17 protein-coding genes and 1 tRNA gene are annotated in these 22,332 nt (G+C 36.0%); 4 read left to right on the plus strand and 14 right to left on the minus strand.

Features of this window, described 5'->3' with window-relative positions; all coding sequences use genetic code 11:
- Position 1: 1 nt before the first annotated feature.
- From ACZ1GR_RS02075 to ACZ1GR_RS02105, 7 genes are all read right to left on the minus strand, one after another.
- Entirely contained in the window at positions 2 to 412 is a 411-nt protein-coding gene (locus ACZ1GR_RS02075) for an OB-fold protein (protein ID WP_472610606.1), read from the minus strand.
- Between the two features lie 116 nt (positions 413 to 528).
- Positions 529 to 2,055, minus strand: coding sequence for a hypothetical protein (locus ACZ1GR_RS02080; RefSeq protein WP_472610607.1), 1,527 nt, complete (start codon positions 2,053 to 2,055; stop codon positions 529 to 531).
- 232 nt (positions 2,056 to 2,287) lie between these two features.
- On the minus strand, positions 2,288 to 2,548 hold the full coding sequence (locus tag ACZ1GR_RS02085) for a hypothetical protein (protein WP_472610608.1): 261 nt from the start codon (positions 2,546 to 2,548) through the stop codon (positions 2,288 to 2,290).
- A gap of 12 nt (positions 2,549 to 2,560) precedes the next feature.
- Positions 2,561 to 3,418: a DUF5777 family beta-barrel protein gene (locus ACZ1GR_RS02090; RefSeq protein ID WP_377766300.1), complete on the minus strand. Its 858-nt coding sequence runs from the start codon at positions 3,416 to 3,418 to the stop codon at positions 2,561 to 2,563.
- Positions 3,419 to 3,423: 5 nt separating this feature from the next.
- On the minus strand, positions 3,424 to 3,825 hold the full coding sequence (locus ACZ1GR_RS02095) for an OB-fold protein (RefSeq protein WP_472610609.1): 402 nt from the start codon (positions 3,823 to 3,825) through the stop codon (positions 3,424 to 3,426).
- Positions 3,822 to 4,382 (minus strand): YceI family protein, encoded by a 561-nt coding sequence (locus ACZ1GR_RS02100; protein WP_472610610.1) that lies wholly within the window; start codon positions 4,380 to 4,382, stop codon positions 3,822 to 3,824. The genes ACZ1GR_RS02095 and ACZ1GR_RS02100 overlap by 4 nt, the downstream gene beginning before the upstream one ends.
- A 31-nt stretch (positions 4,383 to 4,413) precedes the next feature.
- Positions 4,414 to 4,797 (minus strand): hypothetical protein, encoded by a 384-nt coding sequence (locus ACZ1GR_RS02105; protein ID WP_472610611.1) that lies wholly within the window; start codon positions 4,795 to 4,797, stop codon positions 4,414 to 4,416.
- Positions 4,798 to 5,016: 219 nt separating this feature from the next.
- Between ACZ1GR_RS02105 and ACZ1GR_RS02110 the strand changes: the two genes are divergently transcribed.
- Positions 5,017 to 6,135, plus strand: a complete 1,119-nt coding sequence (locus tag ACZ1GR_RS02110) for a LytTR family transcriptional regulator DNA-binding domain-containing protein (RefSeq protein WP_472610612.1) — start codon at positions 5,017 to 5,019, stop codon at positions 6,133 to 6,135.
- Between the two features lie 67 nt (positions 6,136 to 6,202).
- A tRNA-Ser gene (locus tag ACZ1GR_RS02115) sits at positions 6,203 to 6,287 on the plus strand.
- A gap of 520 nt (positions 6,288 to 6,807) precedes the next feature.
- Here ACZ1GR_RS02115 and ACZ1GR_RS02120 read toward each other — a convergent pair.
- From ACZ1GR_RS02120 to ACZ1GR_RS02130, 3 genes are all read right to left on the minus strand, one after another.
- Entirely contained in the window at positions 6,808 to 7,617 is an 810-nt protein-coding gene (locus tag ACZ1GR_RS02120; protein ID WP_472610613.1) for an alpha/beta hydrolase, read from the minus strand.
- An 8-nt stretch (positions 7,618 to 7,625) separates the two neighbouring features.
- Positions 7,626 to 10,874, minus strand: a complete 3,249-nt coding sequence (lacZ, locus tag ACZ1GR_RS02125) for a beta-galactosidase, LacZ type (RefSeq protein ID WP_472610614.1) — start codon at positions 10,872 to 10,874, stop codon at positions 7,626 to 7,628.
- 65 nt (positions 10,875 to 10,939) lie between these two features.
- Positions 10,940 to 12,382 (minus strand): sulfatase, encoded by a 1,443-nt coding sequence (locus tag ACZ1GR_RS02130; RefSeq protein WP_472610615.1) that lies wholly within the window; start codon positions 12,380 to 12,382, stop codon positions 10,940 to 10,942.
- A 297-nt stretch (positions 12,383 to 12,679) separates the two neighbouring features.
- Here ACZ1GR_RS02130 and ACZ1GR_RS02135 point away from each other — a divergent pair, with 297 nt between their 5' ends.
- Positions 12,680 to 13,030, plus strand: coding sequence for a hypothetical protein (locus tag ACZ1GR_RS02135; RefSeq protein WP_472610616.1), 351 nt, complete (start codon positions 12,680 to 12,682; stop codon positions 13,028 to 13,030).
- A 714-nt stretch (positions 13,031 to 13,744) separates the two neighbouring features.
- Here ACZ1GR_RS02135 and ACZ1GR_RS02140 read toward each other — a convergent pair.
- The 4 genes from ACZ1GR_RS02140 to ACZ1GR_RS02155 all read right to left on the minus strand — a co-directional run bounded on the left by ACZ1GR_RS02140 (position 13,745) and on the right by ACZ1GR_RS02155 (position 18,609).
- The gene (locus tag ACZ1GR_RS02140) at positions 13,745 to 15,391 is read right to left on the minus strand and encodes a GH39 family glycosyl hydrolase (protein WP_472610617.1); all 1,647 of its coding nucleotides are present in this window, start codon (positions 15,389 to 15,391) and stop codon (positions 13,745 to 13,747) included.
- A 402-nt stretch (positions 15,392 to 15,793) separates the two neighbouring features.
- The gene (locus ACZ1GR_RS02145; RefSeq protein WP_472610618.1) at positions 15,794 to 16,054 is read right to left on the minus strand and encodes a hypothetical protein; all 261 of its coding nucleotides are present in this window, start codon (positions 16,052 to 16,054) and stop codon (positions 15,794 to 15,796) included.
- Positions 16,055 to 16,082: 28 nt separating this feature from the next.
- Positions 16,083 to 16,256: a hypothetical protein gene (locus ACZ1GR_RS02150; protein WP_472610619.1), complete on the minus strand. Its 174-nt coding sequence runs from the start codon at positions 16,254 to 16,256 to the stop codon at positions 16,083 to 16,085.
- Positions 16,257 to 16,281: 25 nt separating this feature from the next.
- Positions 16,282 to 18,609, minus strand: a complete 2,328-nt coding sequence (locus ACZ1GR_RS02155) for an alpha-L-rhamnosidase-related protein (protein WP_472610620.1) — start codon at positions 18,607 to 18,609, stop codon at positions 16,282 to 16,284.
- A gap of 536 nt (positions 18,610 to 19,145) precedes the next feature.
- On the opposite strand from ACZ1GR_RS02155, the gene ACZ1GR_RS02160 reads away from it, so the two are divergent.
- Complete coding sequence (locus ACZ1GR_RS02160) at positions 19,146 to 22,328, plus strand: SusC/RagA family TonB-linked outer membrane protein (RefSeq protein ID WP_472610621.1); 3,183 nt, start codon at positions 19,146 to 19,148, stop codon at positions 22,326 to 22,328.
- Positions 22,329 to 22,332: the final 4 nt, after the last annotated feature.

Consider the following 22,332-nt stretch of genomic DNA (forward strand, 5'->3'; position numbering starts at 1 on the left):
ATCAATTGCCATTAACGATTACGCAATTCAACATAATGGCATCTTTTAAAACCCCTTTAAAAACTCCTTTAATTAAAATTGAGTCTCCTTTTTTCACTTTTTCTATTCTTTTTGATTGGTTCGCATTCATATCACAAATTACGAGCATTTGCGCGGCAACGTTCCCTTTAAGTAATATTGTTGGCCTATTATTTATGGTATTGACTTCATGCACAATTCCTGCAACAGAAATCACCTCATCTCTATCACTCTTGGTAATCGATTTTAATTGAACTGCTAAGTTATCAATAGTATATGTTTTTTTTGATGAGACCTCTGTAAGATCATCATTCAAATAATCATTACATGCTACCAAACAAAAAAATGACAGTGCAAAAATAACAGGAAAGAAAAATGAAGTATTACTTTTCATAGTGCCTATCTTAAAAATAAGACATTAAAACTACTATTTACAAGAGAATATGAGATTTTGTGCTTTTCAAAATTAATAAGTCCCCAAGAAAACCTGGGGACCTAAACCTATGAACACTAATCTGTGATGACAAAAATGCCAGTCATAGTACCATGAAATTCACAGTTATAAAATAGGGTGTCAGGAGCATCGGCCGGAACGGTAAACGTAATTGTTGCTGTTGAGGCACCATTGTTCGTTACCCCATCATCAAATTCGTTACCTGTTCCAGTGCTTTGAACGGATTTTATAAGAAAAGGATGGCCCGGGGTATTGACATTGAACTGATATGTTCTTCCTCTACGCAAGGTAAAATTTGGGTTTTCGTCATTTGCAAAACCACTTCCTGCAAAAATATAAGAAACTGCGCCATTGTTCGTAACGTCCATAGCCGTTGTCTCTTCAGCGTCAACAATCCTAATTCTCCCAGTCATAGAGGCATGAAACTCACAATTATAGAATAGCACATCCGGAGCATCTTCTGGTACCGTAAAGGTTATGGTGCCTTCAGCTATGCCATTATTAGTGACGCCATCGTTAAAACTATTTTCGGTACCTGTACTGGAAACTGATTTTATAATAAATGGATGACCTGGACTGTTTACGTTAAACTCATAAGTACTTCCCCTTGTTAATTCAAGTTCGGGATTCTCTATATCAGTGAAATCAAAAACATAAGCCGATGCGCCCACATTAGTTACGCCAAAGGTCGTCTCAACCGAATTCACATTTTCAGGCTCAGGTGCATTTTGTGTATTCTCGTTGAGAATAGGCCATACCCCGGCGCTAGGAAATCCAACTCCAAAATTATCTCCCCTATTCTCATCTCCACTAAATTTATATAAAGGCCAACCCTTATAGGTTAATTGCGCTTCTCCAAAAACATCTATGGCACCAAAATCGTCAATATTCAATACGCTTGGCACATTACGTAATTCTGTATGGAATATCGGCCAAACCCCATTGTTTGACAAATCCGCATTTGTAAAATTATTGGTGCCACTCTCATCGTTACTAAAATGATACAGCGTTACCCCGTTATCATCTGTAATATAAAACGTGCTACCTTCACCCTCTTCAAAAGAACTGTTCAGGTTGGTTTCATTACCATCAGAATCCCTGCCTACTAATTGAGACTGGGTGAGCATTACCGAATAATCTGGTTTGGCAACAAACCAAACGCCTCCAGAGCCATCTCCATTAATTTGACCGGCTGCGGTATCGTTGGCAAAAAGATATAAAGGCCAACCCTTATAGGTTACTTGTGTTCCACCATCGGTTCTTGCAATGGTGCCAAAATCATTCGCGCTCAAACCTTCATCTAAAGTAAGTTCGCTTACATCAAAAGCTGGCCAGGTTGTGGCACAGCCATTAAGACAATTAGAACCTCCTTTACTATCAGGAGCGAAAAAATACAACGTAAACCCTTCGGAGTTTGTTAGTACATTTCCAAAGTCCGGGTCAACGGATAATCTAACCGAATTTTCAACCGCTACGGGTTGGTCATCATCTGAACCTTGATCTTGGTCATTACCATAACCATTATCATCTGAACAACTAATCACAAATAATGTGACGAATACAAATACAAAGAAATTTTTCATTTTAAATATTATTTTAATTTACTACTAGTTTTATGTGAACAAAGAAATCAACGATATGCACCATTTATAGACTAAACTTTTGCGAAAGGGAATATTTAAGTTTAAAAGGGAACAAAATCGAATCTTCTATGTTCTTATTAATTCTACTTACTTGATTTATAAACTATACCTCTGTTTGAGTTAGTAAAAAGACCTTCTTTACGAAGGCCTTTTACAAAACCTAAACTAAAAACTAACACAAACAATTTTTTGGTTTCTTAAAACCGGAACTGTCAATACGTTCGCCTATTTCCGGATAGCCGATTTCGCTTAATGTATTGAGCACATCTAATAACTCATTGGCCTTAAAAAAATTAAATACGACCATTGGTTCATTATTATATAATCTTATGTTGGAAATGTTTTGTATTTCAGAAAGCTTGGCTTCTATAAGTGCTTTGCATCTTAAGCAAAAACTATTCTGAACATGAACTCTTGCTAACTGTGTTTTCATTTTTTAACTGTATTAATTGAATACTCTTGAAAGATTAAACCCAAAGAAAAAATCTCCGTTACCCCAATCACCGGTTCCTTGCCCCAAGAAACCGTTCGTATTCATTGGCTGGGCATTGGTAAAATGCAATTGAAATACATGCCCCCCGGTCTCAATGTCAATACCAATAGAAAGCGGATTATTGAAAGGTGAATTCGATGCCCTGTTCAAATGAAGGCCGTAGTCAAAATTTAGCGAGAATCTTTTGGTCAACTTATGCCTGCCACCAAAGCCAAGCACATATTGAGAATTTGACTGCTCATCTATGGCTACCAAATTGTCATGAAAAAAAGTGGGCATTAATTGTAAAGAGAAATTCTTATTGAACTTTTTTGAAATGAGCAGTTGGGATGTGTATCCTAATCGGTTTTCAAACTTTAGCCCTGGTAAAATTTCATCATCTAAAGCAGTATTGAGCAGTATATTGCTAGAGCTTACAATCGTAAATGGAAAACCACCGACCTTCTCGCGCACTAATCTTAATTTCAATGATGACTCGTATATTTTCTGAAATGAACTTCTTGAAATACCCACATTGATTCCATCTGTAATTCCATACAGAAAATTTAATCGAGTAACTGCTTGATCTAATCCGTAAAAATCTTGAAAACCTCCCTTAACAGAACCAAAACGGTGAGAGACTATAAAGTATAGTTCGCTTTGAGAAACCATTTTAGTAGATTCAAAATTCACGATTTTTAATCCTTTAAACGCGGCACTTTTATAAGCGCTTGGTTGAATGGTATCAAATTCTTCAAGAAGATCTTCTTGAGCATTTATAGTGATTAGGCTAAATACCCAGCTTATAATAATTGATAATTTAGTTTTCATTTGTTTTAGTTTATGGTTGTGGCTTGGTCTATTTTTACGAGTAATATGAGTTCATCAAAACCAACACATCTCCCTTTGATTTTTAGTTGGTCTCCTTCTGTGATTTCTTGATTTAAACCCTCTAGAAACATTACTAATACCTTATCTTCTAAAACAATGTGATTGAGGCCAATCTCTGTTACGGAACCATAGGTTTCAATCACCTTATCCATATATTTAGTAGTAGCTGTTTCTTGACTATTTGCAAATTGAAATTGCAGGTCTTCAGCGGGCATGACAAAATCTGTCACCTCTTTGGATATTTGTCTATGAGGTGCGTTCATCACTTTGTCGAAAATCACGAAACCTGTTATAAGACCAACAACTATTGCCCCGATTACGAAGTATTTTAGATTCTTTTTTTTCATGATTTAAGTTTGAATTGAATAGAAACTATTACCTCTTTGGCAATTTTATTTTTAACAATTGCCGGAATTGAAATATCAAAGTCTGAAGGGGTGACCTTAAAGTCACCCTTCATGACTATGGCATTATCCATTTTTTGTAGGCTGACCGTAGTTTTAATCTGCTTTTCTTTTCCATGCAATTCTAATTTCCCATCCACCTCAATTTCCATTGAGTCGTTTGATAAATTTGAAAAGTCAAAACCGATCAGCTTACCTCTGAATATTGCTTTGGGGTATGTCTCAGATTCGATATAGTTTTCATTAAAGTGCTCTTCCATTAACGAGTTTTTAAATCGAAAACCCGTTACCAAAGCCAAAGAAGCAAATTCCGCCGTATCAACATTTAAAACGGCTGTTACTGCTTTGTTAGTAGCTTCTACAGGCTCAAAAAGCTTCTCTGAAGCTTCAAAACGTATCTCACCTGATTTGTCTATGTATTTTTGTTGCGCATTTACATTAAATAGAAAAAGGCTTAGTAATAATACTACTGCAAGACCTAGTGTTTTTTTGTTTTTCATTTTTTTGTTTTTTAGCGGTTATAATCATTTATTAATTTTCTGGCAATCCATTATCTATCCATTGTTGAATCATATCAATGGTATTTTGTGGCAATCTCCCTGATGGAGGCATAGCGCCAGGGGCTCCATTTTGACGAGACATCGCATTTAAAATAGCACCAGACCGATTACTCACCTGCTGGTAATTTATTAGTGAGAAAGGCGCGCCGTTTCTTGGCGGGTTGTCATGACAGCCCACACAGCTATTTTGAATTATTGCCCTTACGGTATTTTCATAGGTGATTTCATTACTTTCAGGGCCATCATTGTTTTCTTCTTGCTGGTCGGCAAGAATTAAATCTGCTTCGCTATCATTTGTGCAACTGAAAAAACAGAGTGCAGCTAAAAAGAGTAGCATTAGTTTAGTTGTTTTCATTGTTTTTGTTTTGAATATTAATTTGATGGTTCAAATGAAGAAATATCCCCGTGTATGTGCACTATTAAACTATGTGAGAGGGAATTTTTAGACTTAACAGGGAATATTTAAGCTTGAAAAAACAACAGTAATTCCATTTTTGAAGGTAAATACTGAGCAACTGTTTGTTTTTAAATATTGCTATTTTAGCTGACTGAGTTTTACAACCAAAAAACAACCATGCGCAAAGACCGTTTGTATCTTTCTACATTTTTGGCCATTACCTTTATCTTTTTGGTAATATCAAGTGTGGCGGTCCGCTATTTTGTGAATTTCAGCGTTGACAGAATATTGGAGACCCATCTTGAGTTTAGCAAAAGAGAGGCCCAAGAAGTAGCCTCATTATTAAGCACCCAGTTAAGAAATGGTATTGCCAAGGATACGGTAATTGTTACTTTTCAAGAAAGTATAGAGAATACGAATCAAACAACAGGGTTTGTTAGTATGTTCGATTGGTCCGGAAGGTTCATTTGCCACCCTGATGTTAAAGTCGTTGGCCAAAATATTAGCACTGAAAAATCTTTTGTTTCTTCCGTATCCGATGATTTGACTTCTAAAAAATTCTACGACTTATTAAAGAACAAACAAGAAGAAGTGAGTATTGAAGACTTTGAAGATGGTCTTCAAGAATCTGAAGTAATCAGTATCTATCCGGTTAAGAATTCAGATTGGATTATTGCGGCCCATACCAACACGCAAATTGTAATGGGTCAAATAGAAGACCTAAGAAACAAGTTCTATACAATTTTAGTGATTATGGGTCTGGTGATGGTAGTCGCCTCTGTTGTGACCGTCAGGTTAATCGGCAGTACCTATGAAAAAAGGTTAGAGGCCAATAATCAAAAATTATCCGATGAAGTAATCAATCTCGTAAAATTAAACAGTGCCGTAGATGCATATCAGAAAAAGGTAAGCGTTCAATCAAACCAGCAAGATGGTAACCGTGATGACGAAAACACCTCCAAGAAACGAATATTAACCTACCGAAGAAATGAGCTAAAACCGGTACCAACAGAAGAAATCGCTTATATCTATATGGAAAATACAATTACTTATGTAGTTTGTATAGATGGCAACAGAAGTACATCAAACTCTAGTTTAGATGAACTTTTTTCTAATCTTGACAGAACTTCGTTTTTTAGGGCGAACCGACAGTTTATTGTTGCAATCACGGCTATTGAAAAAATAGTAAAATATGGTAACAACCAGTTAAAAATCTTGGTTAACCCAAATTCTGAGGTAGATATTATTATTAGTAAGAACAAAGCTGCGGAATTTAAGCAGTGGTTAAATCTTTAAAAGTACCGATTGGTGGAAATTTTTATTCCATAGAACAAAAAAGGTTATTATATTTGCACCCGCATTAGGAGAAATGGCAGAGTGGTCGAATGCGGCAGTCTTGAAAACTGTTGAGGGTCAAACCTCCGGGGGTTCGAATCCCTCTTTCTCCGCTGAAAGACCTTTAAAAGGCAACGAAAATCCTCTAAGTCATTGATTTAGAGGATTTTTCATTTTATCCCATTTCATTTGATATCAAATAATAGCATTTAAAAAGGGGCTAATTCGGGGTCACTTAATGAATTAAAAAAAGTTCCACCAGACAATCATAATAAACTGTATATTAAATAGTTACATTTTGTTTTAAGTTATTAATTTTAAGTACATTGGTGGAAATCGTGGAACTTAAAATTATGTCATTAGCAATCTCACTTTTATTTTATATTAAAAAAAGTAAAGCTGACCATACTGGAAAAAACATACCGTAACGTCCCATTATACCAGCACAACAAACTTATGTCATGCCACTTAACACAAAAAAAAGGGTAAGTATTTATTTGGATGGGGGATTTTATGGGGTTTATCAAAGGACAGGATTATCAATATTCGGGAGTACCGTTAGAATTTAGAAATAATGGTTCTATCAAACCCATGTTCTGGATTAATGACTGGAAGATAAAATTAGAGGTACTTTTATTTTGTTCGGCTTTTAACAAAATCCAAAAGTAATGAAAATGCTGGCTCGGTCATTAAATGTCCATAACCATCCAATTCATATAGCTGTATATCTTTATGACCCGCTACTTTCATCATCCGAGAGAAATATGCATTTTCCTCATAGCGTCCTAACAATTCTTTTTCACGGTCACCAGTAATGAGCAATATAGGCGGTGCATCTTTTCGTACATAATACAAAGGAGCCAAACTATCTACAATTGCTCGCTCTTTTGGAATATTGCGCTGTTTTCTAATTTCGAAATGTGTAATCGTATGACCACTCAATGGAATCAGCCCTTTAATTTTATTAGCATCAACATTTAAAGCTTTTAATCTAGAAGTATCCATTACACTCATTAACGCCAAATATCCACCTGCCGAATGACCAGAAATAAATATGTTGTTAGCATCGCCATTATACTTTTCAATAGTATTTAAAACCCATGCAATGGCCAATACGGCGTCGTTTATACATGTTTCTGGTTTCACTTTGGGTGATACGCGATAGTCAACACTTACAATTACATGACCTTTATTCTTTAAAGCCTTAGGAATATCATTATTACCACTAGTTAATCCACCTCCATGAAACCATACAATGACAGGATAACTCCCTTTACTTTTAGCATAGTGGATATCCAATACGTTTTTTTCCTTTTGATATGCTGAAACACTTTCAGTCTTTTGATAGTAAGGTATGTCCTTCTGAGTCTCATAGGCTATTTTTTGGAATGCAAATACACTATTATAAACAAAAAGCAACCCTAATACTAACTTAAATTTCATGCTTAAATTTATCTGTTTTCTGGTAACGGTATACTTTGTTTAGGTGCTTTTTTTATAAGTTTTAAAATAAAACTGTAATTATAGTTTTGTGCTGGGACTCTAAATTCCGGATGTGGTAGAGCTGCCTTAGACCAACTATCATCACCGCCAACACCCATTTGCTTTAAATCAATATTTAGCGTTATTACATTTTCATCTTTTAAATCATAAGTGTGCAGCGCATCATTGATAATTTCTGTAGAATATGGCCAAGCACTCATACTCAAATGTGTTGATAAACCACCTATATATATTCCTTTTCCAGAATCTTCTGTTAGACTCATCCATCGGACATCGGTTTTATTTCCACTTTCTTGTGGACGAATGTAACCTGCATAATCCTCTGCAACCGACTGTTTGTAAAGGCCGACATCAGCACTTAGCTGACGGTCTTGGTAATTTTCATGTGGCCCTTTACCAAAAAATGTCATATTATCTAGAGACTTAGGTATTTTAACCTGCATACCATATTTGGGTAACATTGGAAGTTCAATGCCATCGTCTATTTTGAAATCGTTATCTATATTTACCGTTCCGTTTGCGTAGATAGTATATCTTATAGCTAATGTTGAACTTACGTCTTCTAATCTGAATGTGCTTTTTACGGTAACGTTATTTTTACTGGTTGAAAGTACTTCAAAATTTAAAAGTTTAGCATTCTTCCCTGCATCTTTCCATACACCAAGTGTTTTTTGGGTTTTTCCGCCACCCCTATCATTATCTGTAACAGGACGCCAAAAATTTGGCACTAAAGGGCTTTCAATATATTCTTGTTTTAAATCTTTAAAAGATTCTAGAAGACCATTAGCTTTATTGAATGTAAGGTTAAAATTCTTGCCACTAATTTGAAAACGGTCATCTGTATCACTTAAGGTTAAAGCGTCGCTTTTGTTGTTATCAAATATTTTATCCGATGTCTTAAAAGGCAAATTAAACTGATGCCATGCTACTTCGTGTTCTTCGGGCGCCCATAGTGTTTCATTATTGCGAACGAATGCCACTCTCAAAAAATATTCAGCACCAGCTTTCAACTTCGGCTTTTTAAAAGGAATATTCAGTGTTTTGGCATTATTTGGCTCTAAATTGAAAGACTTTAGCTCACCATTTTGAATCTGAACACCATCTTCTTCAAGTGACCATTTCAACTTAAACTCAATCAGGTTAGTAAAGTCATGGTGGTTTAGTATATTGATGTTCCCATTAGACAGGTCAACAGCTTTAAATGTTATTGGTTGAAACACTTTTTTGACTTCCCAAAGTGCAGGTTTTATCTCTCTATTTGGTCCAACAATACCATTAAGGCAGAAGTTACCACTATTAATTTCTGTATCACCCATATCGCCGCCAAAAGCATAATAGCTTTCGCCATCTTTGTTTTTTTGTAATAAACCTTGGTCTACCCAATCCCAAATATAACCACCAATCATTTGGTCTTCTGCACGTATAGCATCCCAAAACTTAAAGATATTTCCTGTTGAGTTCCCCATACTATGTGCATATTCGCACCATATAATTGGGCGTTGTTCATTTTCTAAATCAGCGATACGTTGCATGTAAGGAATTGAAGCATACATGCGGCTGACCATGTCTACATAATCTGGGTCAGTTCTGAGTTTGCCATCTTTGGTTTCACCATGGTTTTGTGCACCCTCATAATGCACAAACCGAGTATCATCGTAAGTTTGTATCCATTTTGCCATAGCAGCATGGTTATAGCCAGAGCCAGACTCATTACCTAATGACCAAAAAATAATAGAGGGATGATTTTTATCGCGTTCAACCATGCGCACGGAGCGTTCTAAAAAAGCATTAGACCATTCTGTAGTATTACTAAGTTTACCACCAATACCATGCGTTTCGAGATTTGTTTCATCCATAAGGTATATCCCATATTTATCACACAAATCGTACCAACGCTCATCATTTGGGTAATGAGATGTCCTTACTGCATTGATATTAAATTGTTTCATCAATTCAATATCTTTTATCATAGAAGCTTCCGAAATAACTTTACCTGTTTTGGCATCATGGTCGTGACGGTTTACACCATATATTAACACAGATTCACCATTAACCAACAATTGGCTCTTGTCGCTGAATTCAATTTCCCTAAATCCAATTTTTGTACTTCTGGCTTCCATTAGTTGCCCTTCAGGATTTTTTAGCTGAAACACTAATGTGTATAAATTTGGAAATTCTGCGCTCCATTTTTTAGGACCTTTTACAGTGGCACTCATCAACGCAAAAGGTGGTTTACTGCTTTGCGGAAAATATTCCCAATAAATTTTATTGGCATCAATGCTCATTTTGTCATCTTCTACATTAACCAATTTACCATTTGCATCATAAAGCTGTGCAGATAAGGTGTACCTCTTAACATCCACATCTGTAAAACTTTTAATACGCGGTCTTATCTGTAAAAAAGCATCTTTGTAGCTCTCGTCAAAATCCGTTTTAACAAAAAAATCGTAAAGCTGTACTTTTGGTGCTGCAGTAAGATAGACATCCCTATGGATACCACTCAGACGCCAATGATCTTGATCTTCGAGATAAGAACCATCGCTAAACCGAAAGACTTGTACCGCTAAGTCATTTTTACCTATTTTAAGGAATGGTGTGACATCAAAATGTGTTGGCAGGCGACTGTCTTCGCTATAGCCAATTAGTTTTTCGTTTAACCAAACGTAATATGCGGAACTTACACCGCCAAAGGTTAAACTTACTTGCATATCTTTCCAGTTTTCTGATACAGTAAATTGCTTACGGTAACTTCCAGTTGGATTATCTTTATCAGGAACAAATGGTGGGTCTACGGGCTTAAATGGATACACTGTATTTGTGTAAATTGCAGTACCATAGCCTTGTAATTCCCAGTTTGAAGGTACAGGAATAGTTTTCCAATTGGTGTCGTCAAAATTTTGAGTGTAAAATGCTTTTGGTGCCTCTTCTGGTGTTTTTGCAAATGAAAACTTCCAATCACCATTAAGAGGTTGGTAACGAGTTGACGCATTTCGGTCAGCTTTTTTAGCTGCCTCTACTGTAGCATAAGATATTGATGTTGCCTTTGAAGGCATTCTGTTAAATCCAGATACCTGTGGATCTTTCCAAGGCGCCGTTAAATCTTTAAGGTTTTGCGCTATAATGCTATGCTTTGTACTAAAAACGAGCAGAAGCGCTACTACTATTTTAGTGATATAAGCTACTTTTGTTATTTTCATCTGCTTATGTATAGTATTTTTTTAGTCGTGCTTTTATATTCTAGTAACTCATCACGAATTTTTAATTAGTCGCCTTTATAAATTGGATTGGGCTCCGGGAATTTGGCACCAAGTCTATTAAGTTCGGCCTCCATTTTCTCTTTTATGTCTTTTAATTTTTCTGGGGCAGTTGTGGATAGGTCTTTTGTTTCGCTTCTGTCTGTTTTTAGATTGTATAGCTCATATCGGTTGTCTTCATAGAAATGAATAATTTTAAAATCACCATACCTAAAGGCCGTTGCTGGTTTAGCGCGTTGAGGACTATAATGAGGTAAATGCCAAAGTAAGCCACGTTGAGCCATAGAATCTTTTTGTATTAGTGGTAACAGATTTTCACCATCTGTTGGTAAATCTGGGGATGTTGTTATTGCAGTTATTGTATTGAATAGATCTTGTGCAACCACAGGTGTGTCAATTATTTTAGAAGTTTTAAATGTAGATGGCCAACTCATTATTAGAGGTTCTCTAATACCACCTTCATATAAATAACCTTTACCAGCTCTTAACGGTCCATTATCTGTTGGCGGTGTATGCTTGGCAAAAGCTGGGACTTCTCTTACGGACAATCCACCATTATCAGACGTAAATATAACCAACGTATTTTCTGATAGTTTTAAATTTTTTAGTGTGGTTAAAATTCGCCCTACATTAGTATCAATACTTTCAATCATAGCCGCGTAATGTACATTTGGTAATATGGAGTCTTCAGCAGTACCGCGTTTTTTGATATACTTTTCAACTAAACTATCTTTAGCTTCAATAGGTACATGTGGTGAATAGTAGTTAAGACTTAGAAAGAAACTGCTATCTTTTGTTTTTGTAATATAATCAATGGCTTTGTCCGTTAAAACATCGGTTAAATAATCGCCTTCCACGCTATTATCTTGAATTTCTGGTTTTTCGCCAGGCTTAAAAAAGGGATAGAAAAATGAGCGTGGTAGACCGTTGTAGCTTCCAGCGATATTAACATCAAACCCTTGATGTTGTGGTTCAAATTTACCACCGCCCAAATGCCACTTTCCTATAAATCCTGTTTTATAGGCTTTCTTTTTTAAAACTTCTGCCAAAGTGGTAAACTTTAAATCTAAATGTTGACTTATGGGCGGCGTTTTCAATTTTTTATTGGGACCAGCGGGTTGGTTACCATGAATATGCTCTGTAATATTAACACTTATAGGATGTAACCCCGTCATTAATGATGCCCGTGACGGACTACAAAGCGGTGCAGCCGCATAAGCATTTGTGAATTTTATACCCTCATTTGCTAGTTTATCTAAGTTTGGTGTTTGAATAAAATCATTCCCATAAGTACCCAAATCGTGCCAACCCATATCATCAGCTACAATCATTATTATGTTGGGACGACTTGTGTCTGGTTGATTAGACTTATTGGTTTGTTGACAAGACATTACAAATGCAATGCTCACAAGGAAAAGTAAGAGACCTCTGCGATATAAAAAATGTTTCATTAAAAGAATGTTATTTAATTCTCATTCAAAAATATTGAATAGATATATACAAATTGTCCTGCACGTACCTGCGTTATTCCATAAGAAAAAGAACCTATAAATTAATAGTAATATTTCTTTTACATGCGGTTAAGTTTTCTACAATTTGTCTTTGGAATGATCTCCTTTGGGAAGTTCTGCTAATACTTTGAGTTTTAAGCTCTCGCTATGACATCTCACGTATCCATCATTTTTGTACATATACATTTGGTTTTTTGTATACATATTTCAGGACGGGTAATTTTATCGTGTAAAACAATGAAACCATCTCAGCGCATGGAAGAACGCACCATGTTTAAAAAAGACGGAAAATACTATTTAATCATGGATTACGCCTGTTGTTTTTGTAATTATGATTCTGGAGCAAGAGTATATATTTCTGATAGTCCACTGAATGTTTATACACTCACCAGTAATATCAACAGATATGCAAGGTATTCTGCAATTCTCAAAGATGGAGAGACCAGAGTAACCTCATATGAAACATTATCTAAAAAAGATAATAGTTTTGATGCTGTTGAAATAGTATTCGAAACCTCAGTAAATATAGACGGGGACAAACTACAAACATTCACTGGTAACCCGTCCCGAAAATCGTGGAAGTGTTGATAACCTAAAAGTTCATCTAAGTATTGTAACACAAGAGTTTGAAGTTTTTATATGGATCTATAATCAATGGCAAAAAGCTGATGTTAAAAGTCAAAATATTAAAAAATGAGCTCTTAATGAACAGGTTAAGATTAAATTTAAAAACACAAAATCCAACCGTTTTAGAATTATGCCTAAAGCAGCATCTTTCGCTTATGAAAAGTTGTATCTCAATGAAGTTACTGCTAGTATTTCAGATAAATACGTTTCCCTGAGTTAGGCCTAAGTATATATTACTGGGCAAAAAACACCTCAAAAGCCAATCATCCCGGCCCAACAATCTTATGTGAGGAAACTAAATAAAAAAAGGCGAACGGTATATCTCGATTGGAGACCTTTGGGGATCTGCTTCAGATAAAATCAAAGGGTTTGATTATCAGTATTGGAGTGCCCCACAGGAGTTTAACCCAGATGGAACGATACAATCAATGCAATGGACTGATCAATGGTCAAAAGAGATAAAAAATTAGTTCATGGCATTGTCATTCTGGTTGAGCCAATTGGTTTCCAAGACCGATAATAGTGGTAGAAGCTCTAAGCGCAGCTGATCTCAGGGTAAGTACTATTAATACATTTTTACTGACATCGCCAATCCATTCTTTAGTAATCAACCCATACGGTGCTGAAAATAATAATACAAGGCCGTATTTAAACCATTCTAAAAATCAATTCGAATCAATTCGAATCAATTATAATGAACTGAACTGAGGGGGATTCCATATTCAACTCAAACAGAAATTCATCATCAATTGGCTCATTTTGTATCGATTGCAAGGACAAAGTTGTAGGTTTGCTTGCAACAAGTAATTCCTTATATTGTTGCTCATTAGGGTATGCCGGTTTGCCCATCTCGACCCAGGTTTCATAAGGGTTGGTATTCTCCGAGTCAATAACATAGGTTGTTACAGAGGTTTTGTCAAAAGGTAACCCTTTGATTTTTACTTCCAAATCTATGGTCTCAGAATTCATTAAGTACTTTTGCTCTTGGGTAATTTCTGGCATATCCAACTGCGCATTATGGGTATTCGGATCAAAAGAGGTCTTGTTATACACCATGATGACCACAGAGCCATTTTCGTGCTGCGTTGCAAGAACACCGAAATGTTTTTGGTACTTCCTTGGAATTTGGACATCAATATAACTGTCACCCATCAAGGCAACCAACTCCATAACTGAAAATACTGGTTTGGGAATCAGTCTAAATTGCGAAATGTCATCTTCATTTTTGAATAAAACATGTGAGGTTCTGGAGTGCCATCGGCCTAAAAATGCGTGGTCATTGCTGTGAATTCGGTAATTGACACCAGCAGAATCTATGAGTTTTTTTTGGCGAATATCAATATTTTGGCAAACAAACGCAGCATACCAAGCACCTCTTCGCCACCAGAAATCGCGTGACCAACCAGCCATAGGATCCGCCTCATCGTTTATTAAAGAGACATTGATAAATTTTGGATGGTTTTTCTTGATATAATCCACTGTTGCCAGCTCTCTTTTCAACATGTCGAGAGGGTCGTCCTTGATATGTACCGAAATAAAGTCAAGCCGAACACCTCTTTCTCCAGTAAATAGATTCTGTCCTGAATCGCAATGCTTAAGCAATGCCTTAAAAACGGGTACGGTATCATTTGCTGTTCCAGGCCCTCCGAACTTCAACAGATTATCAGCAGACTTTAATCCCTCTGAACAAGCATCATAATAGTTCAGGAAGGTAGGTATGTCGTATTTCCAGAAAAAGTTCAAATCTGGTTCATTGGTCGTTTCGAAATACCACGAACGAACAGTTTCTTTACTATATCTTGATTCAAGATGAAGGGCCAAATCACGTATAAATCGCTTCCAAAGAAAAATTTGTTTCATATCTCTGAAATTGTCAAACTCGTAGGATATGGCGGAATCGTTTTGTCTTCCTAATGATTTTCGGGGTATACCCATTAATTCAAATATCAATTTTAAGTCGTTGCCCACAATTTGATCCAATACAGAATCCAACCTCGACCAATTATAATTGGGATTTTCAGAATTCATATCGTCTACGGATACAAGGCTTAATAGATAATGAGGCCTGATATAACTTATGCCCTTGCGTGGAAGTCTTCCGAAATCTTTCAGAACTTCCCTCATTGCGGGATTGTTAATAAGCTGAGCAGGGGAAAATCCGGTTGAGTGCCAGAAAACCTTTAATTCTTTGGAAGGCTTATTGAAATCAATCAGTATTTCATGCTCATTCTGTCTGGATTTGTTACAACCACTTGTACAAAAAATTAATAATAGAACAATTATAAGAGGGTACCAAAAGGAGAGGATTCGATTTTTTACCATACATCAATTTTTAGAATTTTAAATTAAGAAATTAAAGGACATCTTGAATTATTTAGTAAAATTTAAATCCTGTGATATGAGAAAATGTGTTGATATGAAAAGAAAAACACAATCCACATTTTCTTCATTCGAGTTAACTGCCACTTCATTTGCTTTAACGGGTTGGTCTAATATGCCAGCATTGATTACCTTAACACCGAAACCTTCGATATTTTTTTGAACTGCACTCTGGTAGCCTATCAAACGTTTCTATAGGTCTTCAAACTGATCCCAATAGGTATCTAAACCCATTCAAAATAATCCTCCTTTTATCATTTAATTATAATCGTTTTATGTAATAATTTATTTTAGACTAGCCTAATCCATCTCAAGATTTACAGCGTAGACTTAAACTTTTTAATTCTAATCCTCATTAATATAAGATGGATTTGGCTCAGGATACTTAGCGTCCAATGCATTAAGCATCGCATGCATTTTAATTTTTAAGTCTTCAAGAATCTTTGGGTGGTTATTTATTAAATTATTTTCTTCAGAGATATCTTTTTTTAGGTTATATAATTCGTAACTATTATCCTCATAGAAGTAAATTATTTTCCAATCGCCTTCTCTGTAAGCTGAAAACGGTTTGCTGCCTTGGTGGTTGTAATGTGGTAAATGCCACAAAACGCCTCTTTCGGCAAGTTTTTCATCTTTAAATATTGGCAGTAAACTTCCAACTTAGCAAAGGGTTTGTTTTGTCAATGCCAACGGGATTGTTGAGATATTCAACAATTAGTGCCTCTATTTTAATTGCACTCTGCTCTTGGCAACTTACAACAGAAATTAATATAAGGGTAAAAAGAGTATATTTTAAAGAGAATTTCATTTATCTAAATTTCTTAATATTCATTTCATTGTCTTTTTCCTTCGAATGTATACTTACCTGATTCCAATTTAAAAAGTTGATAATCTTCTTCCAATTCGTTTGGATCCATTTCAATATTATTCACTTTGATTTGACTGAATGTATAAGGAATATAAATTGTTGCTTTAGTCCCTTCTGGAATTTCAACTTTGAGCTTATATATCTCTTTGTTTTCTAGCTCAACTTTAACGTTACCTTTAATACTGGGCACCACAGCTTTTACTTCTTTCAAAAATCCTAATTGTGGTTTAATTTGAAATGTTTTATAACCAGCAGAAGTTGGTGAAACACCAGCCACATATTGTGACAATAAAGTGAGTCCACCGCCACTCCAAGCATGGTTTGTTGTGCCACCGCCAAAACCTTGTTTACCGATACCCCAGCCTTCCCATAAGGTGCTCGTTTCGGTATGAGTTACCATTTTATAAAATCGGTCTTTAAGTCTTTGTAAAGCAAAATTATCATAACCCATTTGAAAAAGTGCTTCAATAACGTATTTTTCCATATATGGACTTGCATGTCTTTCTGTTTGCAGAAAGGTATAAATAGCTTCATACTTATCGTCGTCCGCCAAACCAGCTACTACAGATAAAGCTTGTGACCTATCGTCTGTTTTTCCTTTATAGTCTTTTGACCTGTATGCTGTCCCGTTCCAAAACTGGGTATTGTAGTTTTTTTTAAAAGTTGTCATTTTTGAGAGTGTCGCTTCATACTCAGTTGTTTTTCCAAGAAGCTCAGACATTCTGGCATAACTGTCTAATGCCATGTAGTATTGGCTATTAAATAAGAGTACCATATCTTTATTATCACCCCAATCACCCCAAGTCCAACCTCCTTTTCTAAGCTTCACGGTACCATCTTCTTTTAGCTTCCAAACAGCTAAATATCTGGTAATAGCATCGTAATTATCTGCTATTATTCTTTCATCACCAGTTTGCCAATAATAATTCCAAAAGCCAAAAGCACCAATGCTAGAAAGCATTTGTGTTGGCAACTCATTTTCCCAATTGCCCGCAGGCACAGGTGAAAAAATAGTACTATCTTTTCGTTGCCAGTTCATTAACTCATAGATGCCTTTTTTGGTCAATGCGTCTGACCGTCTATCTAAAGCATAAAATGCTTCGCCGCTTTCTAAAACCACATCACCCCACCACTGCGCACGCTCGCGGTCTGGGCAATCCATATACGTATCGCGCATGGTCACATAAAGCGTTCGTAAGGCTTTGTTCCACAATGAATTGTAAAAAGAGTCGTCGCAAGAAAATTGTCCTACAAATTCAGTATCGTATCCTGTTTCTCTATATTTTACGTCTAAGATTTCTATGCCTTTTGGAAAAAAATAATGCACTTCTTCGCCATTAATCCAACCCAATACTTCGTAATCTTGGACACCGTCTTTGGTGATATATTCTGCTCTTATATTTGGCGGCCCGCCTCCGCGATAATGGTCAGTTCTAATTCCTATGGTTTCACCTTTTATGGCATTAATTTTAAAGTATGGCGTGATATGCGAATTGTATGGCAATTTTAGTTTTAAAGTATCGCCATTTGACATTAGTGGCAATTCAGGATTGTTGAGATACGGTTTTAAACCAAAATCCTTCCATTGAGGTATTGGACGTAACACTGGATTCTTCCAAGCTGATTCTTGAATATCATTAACAACAAGAGCATTGGGCTTGGTAGTGGCATCAAAATTTATGGTTGTAAAATCGAAATTGCCTTTATTAGCATCAAAATGAGTGTTAGACTCCGGCAATCTCCAATTGGGATTCAATTGTTTTGTTTCACCAAATGCTTTATGCGGCCATGCTTTCCAAGTTGTATCTGCTATAATGTTGTATTCTTTTGTTTCAATTTGAAAAGCCAAACCGTTAATTTTAGTATTCTTATGACTGAAACCATCTTTACCGAAGTACTGCACTAAAATGGCTATACAATTTTTTCCTTGCTTGAGGTTTTTAGAAAGATCAACCTGATCATAATAAACTTCATTAGGTGATGGTCCTTGTTTAAGACCACCTTCGCGTACTATTAATTTGCCATTAACCCAAAGCCAATATTTTGAGTCAACTAGTATTTTAGCAATGCTAGTCTCTTGCTCTGGAATTGAATTAATAGTTATATCTTTTCGGTAGACTGTCCAAGCATTTATAGTATCTTTTTGATTTTTAGCCTTAATAACATTTGGCATCCAATGTAGGCCAATAAGTGATTGACCTAAATCCTCGTTAATCTTGTTAAAGTTATTCTTGCATGATACTGTAATGAGCAAGCCTATAAATAAAACACATATTGCTAATCTAGCTGTCATTTTTTTATAGATTTTAATAACCATAGAACTCTATTTATATATTATATGACCTACTAAATAATTGGTTCAAAAATGAAACATTAAAACTAAAATACTACCCTGATGCCAAATTTCTATAACATTGCCAACTTAGATTTATCGACCAATTTATTGCTAATTATCAACTCTCAATTAATCAAAATCAAATGCCAGATTTGGATGAAATTTTAAAAACTAAACCAAATCGGGAAATCTATTTTAAGGTTATGTTAGTTTAGTAAGTTGTAAAAATTACCGAGAATATAAAACTAAACTATCCTGTACTATCTTGAACTATTGACTAACATAAATCATAACTTACTTATGTTATTTATGTACATTATATACTCCTGACCTTAGTCCATAATATCTACAGTACAGTGCAGGATGGTTATTTTACAGTATCAAATTAATTTGGTTGCAGACTTGATAAAATTTTATAAGTTTTAATTATTGAAATCGATTAAAATTTAAAAATTTCACAAATCCTTAATAGTTTATTAACTAACAACTAAAACATGGTGAAATTAAAAATATACTACTTGGTATATCCAAAAATTTGGTTAACTCTCTTACTATTTTCGTTTTTGGTATTTAATGTATCTTCCCAGCAGAGTCCTACTTCTGTTTCTGGAAACATTAAGGATAAATCTGGCTTTCCGATACCTGGAGTCAACATTTATATTGAAGGAACCAATCTCGGTACGCAAAGTGACTTTGACGGAAATTATCAATTCAAAGTAAATAATCTTAATGAGATTATTACTTATTCTTATTTGGGTTACAAAACCCAGAGAATAGCTATTAATGGTAGGACTAAAATCAATTTAATAATGATTGAAGATGTGCAGTCTTTGGATGATGTTGTAGTTATAGGTTATGGTACTAGGAAACGTGAAGACTTGACTGGTGCAGTTTCTACAATTGATGCCAATGGTATCACAGAACAACCTATCACTACTTTTGAACAAGCTCTTTCAGGGCAGGTTTCAGGAGTGCAGTTGCGTCAAAATGGTGCACCAGGAGGAGGACCTGAAATCCTAATCCGTGGCGTTGCCTCCACAGGAGCCAACAACGCACCGTTGTATGTGGTTGATGGGATTCCGTTAGGGAATGTTAATAGCCAACGTAATAACTCTGTACTCAGTTCCATCGACCCGAATAGCATAGAGTCTATTAGTGTATTAAAAGATGCATCAGCAAAAGCCATCTATGGTTCACGTGCTTCTAATGGCGTTATAATCATTACAACCAAAAGGGGCAAAATAGGTAAACCTACTATAATTTTTAGTACTTCAACTGGGTTTCAATCTGTTCCAGAATTTGAACAACCCGATGTCTTAAATGCGGAAGAATTACGACGATTCAGAATAGAATCTTTTGAGGATAGGCTTTTTACTGTAGGTGCATTAGGCCCAAATGAGACGGCTGAGTTAGACCGTTTGATTGCTCTTGGCGATTTGGGAAAAGGTACATATTGGTTCGATGAGATTACTCGAAGCGCACCAATTTCCGAATACAATATAGGTGTCAACGGTGGTTCGGAAAATGTTCGATATAATATTTCAACTAATTACTTGAACCAAGATGGTACATTGATAAACACCAATTTTAAAAGATATAGCATTCGTGCTAATATTGACGTAAACGTGACCGATAAAATCCGATTTGGTATTAACTTGGCACCTACACAAACCATTGCTACAGGTGGCAGAACAGATGCTGGAGGTAATAATTTCAATATATTCGGTGCAGTGCCACTTTCAAGATGGACAGATCCTTCAGCACCTGTAATAGACGAAAATGGTGAATTGACCAATGTATCTAACGGAGATTTAATTGCATTTTACAATGTGAATCCCGTCTATTTGCTGACCGCTAGGGAAGACAATCGACGGACAAACCAATTAATAGCAGGATCATATATTGAGGTAGATTTACTAGAAGGATTAACCGCTAGAACGTTTGGATCTGTTCAGAACACGGATAGGAGAAATATTTTCTTCGAACCTTCTGATTTTCCATCTGCTGGTGCATTGACGCCCAATTTGTTGGGTACAAGACAAGCACGAGCGGGCATAAGTGAGTTAACTAATTTCAATTGGACCTGGCAAAACACCCTTACTTATTCTACCACTATTGCAGATGACCACAAAATTGATGGCTTAATTGGTTTTACGATGGAAAAAAATAGATTTGATAATACAACTATCAACGCTGTTAATCTTATTGATGAATCGATTACGATTCCTAGTTTTGGTAATACGGATCCAGAAAACGTGAATAATTTTAGCGGTGGTGGCAATGCAGGAGGAAATAGCTTAGTTTCACTTTTGGGTCGGTTAGATTACGCCTACAAGAACAAGTATTATGTAACGGGTACCATACGAAGGGATGGCTCTTCAAAATTTGGAGCCAATAACCGTTATGGTAATTTTCCTTCGGTTGCGGCCGCATGGCGTGTATCGAACGAGCTGTTTTGGGAAAGTATAAAAAGTACTGTTTCAGAGTTTAAATTGGAAGGTGGATATGGTATTAGTGGTAGCAATGCCAACATTGGGAATTTTCAAGCACAGGGATCAATTACAAGTGGACCAGATTATCTTTTTGGGGGAGAACTTGCGCCTGGTAGCGCTGTTTCAGCACTTCCCAATTCCTTATTGACCTGGGAAGAGGCCAAAGAACTTAATTTAGGCCTAGATCTTGGTTTTTTGAATAATAAAATTTTCTTAGGTGTTGATTACTACGATATTGAGACCGAAGGATTTCTTTCTGGACTTCCATTACCATCAACATCAGGTTTTGGTAGTATTTTGACCAATTTAGGAAGTATTGAAAACAAAGGTCTTGAAGTTGAACTTCGACTAAAGAATGTACTAGGCGGAAAGGATTTTCAATGGGACGCGAACTTTAATTTTACCCGAAATCGCAGTAAAGTACTCGATCTCGCAGCAGAATCAGGATTTATTAGACGAGGAGCAATTGCCAGAACATTTACCGAAACTAGAGTTGGCGAAGAAGTGGGACTCTACCGAGGGTTTAATGTGACTGGTTTGTTCACCCAAGCTGAAATTGAGGACGCTAGCGTACCAAAGTATCCAGGTGCCGTGGAAGGGTCTCTTAAATTTGAGGATGGTAATGGTGATGGTGTATTAGGCGATGAAGAAGATTTTGTAATCATAGGTAATCCAAATCCAGATTTTATTTATGGTATGGTGCATAATTTCAAGTATAAAAATTTGGATTTAAGAGTCGTCTTTGCGGGTGCGGTTGGCCAACAAATTTTCAATGGCACAAATCAATACAATGGCAATCAAGATGGAGTATTCAATGTGGATAGAAGACAGTTAGAGCGTTGGAGACCAGGTGATGATCCTACAACAACTACAATTCCTGGAACCGCAAGTGAAAGAAGTAGACAAAACTTTCGCTTACCTAACTCCCTCTCTGTAGACGATGCCGATTATTTATGGGTCAGGAACATTACACTAGGCTATACTCTTAGTGGTAATGCAGCAGGCAACGTTTTCAAAAATGCTAGAATATATACCAGTATTCAAAATCCTTTTTTGTTTACAGAATATGATATGGGTAATCCTGAGATTAACCGTTCAGCAGATACGGCTTTAGTTCGAAACGTAAATTACGGAGCGTATCCGATTTCGAGAATTATTACACTTGGCTTTAATGTTACATTCTAAAACT

The organism is Croceitalea sp. W27 (assembly GCF_055693185.1).

Excerpts from the sequence above, each read along its gene's own strand:
- ACZ1GR_RS02120 (WP_472610613.1), bottom strand. The coding sequence starts at position 7,617 with ATGAAATTTAAGTTAGTATTAGGGTTGCTTTTTGTTTATAATAGTGTA.
- ACZ1GR_RS02135 (WP_472610616.1), top strand. The coding sequence starts at position 12,680 with ATGAAACCATCTCAGCGCATGGAAGAACGCACCATGTTTAAAAAAGAC.
- ACZ1GR_RS02085 (WP_472610608.1), bottom strand. The coding sequence starts at position 2,548 with ATGAAAACACAGTTAGCAAGAGTTCATGTTCAGAATAGTTTTTGCTTA.
- ACZ1GR_RS02105 (WP_472610611.1), bottom strand. The coding sequence starts at position 4,797 with ATGAAAACAACTAAACTAATGCTACTCTTTTTAGCTGCACTCTGTTTT.
- ACZ1GR_RS02150 (WP_472610619.1), bottom strand. The coding sequence starts at position 16,256 with ATGAAATTCTCTTTAAAATATACTCTTTTTACCCTTATATTAATTTCT.
- ACZ1GR_RS02080 (WP_472610607.1), bottom strand. The coding sequence starts at position 2,055 with ATGAAAAATTTCTTTGTATTTGTATTCGTCACATTATTTGTGATTAGT.
- ACZ1GR_RS02155 (WP_472610620.1), bottom strand. The coding sequence starts at position 18,609 with ATGACAGCTAGATTAGCAATATGTGTTTTATTTATAGGCTTGCTCATT.
- ACZ1GR_RS02095 (WP_472610609.1), bottom strand. The coding sequence starts at position 3,825 with ATGAAAAAAAAGAATCTAAAATACTTCGTAATCGGGGCAATAGTTGTT.
- ACZ1GR_RS02075 (WP_472610606.1), bottom strand. The coding sequence starts at position 412 with ATGAAAAGTAATACTTCATTTTTCTTTCCTGTTATTTTTGCACTGTCA.
- ACZ1GR_RS02160 (WP_472610621.1), top strand. The coding sequence starts at position 19,146 with ATGGTGAAATTAAAAATATACTACTTGGTATATCCAAAAATTTGGTTA.
- ACZ1GR_RS02110 (WP_472610612.1), top strand. The coding sequence starts at position 5,017 with ATGCGCAAAGACCGTTTGTATCTTTCTACATTTTTGGCCATTACCTTT.
- ACZ1GR_RS02100 (WP_472610610.1), bottom strand. The coding sequence starts at position 4,382 with ATGAAAAACAAAAAAACACTAGGTCTTGCAGTAGTATTATTACTAAGC.
- ACZ1GR_RS02130 (WP_472610615.1), bottom strand. The coding sequence starts at position 12,382 with ATGAAACATTTTTTATATCGCAGAGGTCTCTTACTTTTCCTTGTGAGC.
- lacZ (WP_472610614.1), bottom strand. The coding sequence starts at position 10,874 with ATGAAAATAACAAAAGTAGCTTATATCACTAAAATAGTAGTAGCGCTT.
- ACZ1GR_RS02140 (WP_472610617.1), bottom strand. The coding sequence starts at position 15,391 with ATGGTAAAAAATCGAATCCTCTCCTTTTGGTACCCTCTTATAATTGTT.
- ACZ1GR_RS02090 (WP_377766300.1), bottom strand. The coding sequence starts at position 3,418 with ATGAAAACTAAATTATCAATTATTATAAGCTGGGTATTTAGCCTAATC.